Source organism: Geomonas anaerohicana (assembly GCF_016458305.1).
Lineage (GTDB): Bacteria > Desulfobacterota > Desulfuromonadia > Geobacterales > Geobacteraceae > Geomonas > Geomonas anaerohicana.
Genome location: NZ_JAEMHL010000038.1, coordinates 1 through 1,115, shown reverse-complemented (window position 1 = coordinate 1,115; position 1,115 = coordinate 1). Strand labels below are relative to the sequence as shown.

Annotated in this window: 2 protein-coding genes and 1 pseudogene; 2 read left to right on the top strand and 1 reads right to left on the bottom strand. The window is 50.7% G+C overall.

Annotated features, from left to right (window positions below):
* Positions 1–104 precede the first annotated feature (104 nt).
* Positions 105–254 (bottom strand): hypothetical protein, encoded by a 150-nt coding sequence (locus tag JFN91_RS22440; RefSeq protein ID WP_328747912.1) that lies wholly within the window; start codon positions 252–254, stop codon positions 105–107.
* Here JFN91_RS22440 and JFN91_RS22190 point away from each other — a divergent pair.
* Positions 198–410 (top strand): annotated as a pseudogene (locus JFN91_RS22190) (transposase); the annotation flags it as partial. The gene JFN91_RS22440 and the pseudogene JFN91_RS22190 sit on opposite strands and share 57 nt — an antisense overlap.
* A 469-nt stretch (positions 411–879) precedes the next feature.
* The gene (locus tag JFN91_RS22185) at positions 880–1,050 is read left to right on the top strand and encodes a hypothetical protein (RefSeq protein WP_236015312.1); all 171 of its coding nucleotides are present in this window, start codon (positions 880–882) and stop codon (positions 1,048–1,050) included.
* The last annotated feature ends 65 nt before the right edge of the window (positions 1,051–1,115 follow it).

Genomic DNA, 1,115 nt, shown 5'->3' with positions numbered 1-1,115 from the left:
CTCTGTAACAGCATATCAGGAAGTTTCTTTGCCTCTTGTTATGCCAGGAGGTGCCTTTAGATGATTATCAGGCTTGCAAAGTTGCAAAGTTGAGTTAACTTTGACTAATGGCGCGCCGACAGCGGATACATTTCCCTGGTGCTTTCTATCATGTGATCCTGCGGGGTAACGACCGGCAGGACATCTTCTACGACAAGGTGGACCGCTACAAGTTTTACCTGCTTCTCCAGGAGGGGATCGAAAGGTTTGGCCATTCGATCCTCTCTTTCTGTTTAATGACAAACCACGTCCATCTCCTCTGCCAGGTTTCCGATATTCCACTTGCAAGGATCATCCAGAACCTCGCTTTCAGGTATACCCGTTGGATTAACTGGCGACAGAACAGAGTTGGTCACCTCTTCCAGGGACGGTACAAGGCGATCCTCGTGGACGCGGACGAATACCTCCTACAACTAACCTCGTACATTCACCTCAATCCGGTCCGTGCAAACCTCGTCAAAGACCCTGTTAACTATCCCTGGAGCAGCCATCGTGCCTATGCTGGCAAAGAAATCCTCCCGTGGTTAAACGCGAAACCTGTCCTTGGCTACTTCGGTAACAACAGAGAACGTGCGCAGCTCTCCTTCCTCGACTTCGTCAAGCAGAACATTCGGAGTGGGCATTGCGATGCTTTCAGTAGTGGAGATACAGCTGACTCGCGGCTGCTAGGTCCAGATGAATTTATTGACATGGTCGTTGAGAAGATGGGGCCGGAGCAATTGCGGAAACCTTGTATAGCGGATGTTTTAAAGGCAGTGGAACGCATTTACGGGCTGCCTGAAGACGGTCTGGTTAACACAGACCGGAGCCCGCAGCATGGCTGCTTGGGCGGTGAGGGAAATGAGCGACGACACCCTTACCGATCTTGGCCATATCTTAGGTCGGGACGTCACGAGTCTGAGCTCGTCAATCGCCAGGCTCACCGCTAAGTCCAAGGGCAATGCCGATCTTGCCGAACGGATGAAGCAATTGAAGGAAAATCTTATCGACTTTGCAACTTCGCAAGCCTGATAATCATCTAAAGGCACCTCCTGGCATAACAAGAGGCAAAGAAACTTCCTGATATGCTGTTACAG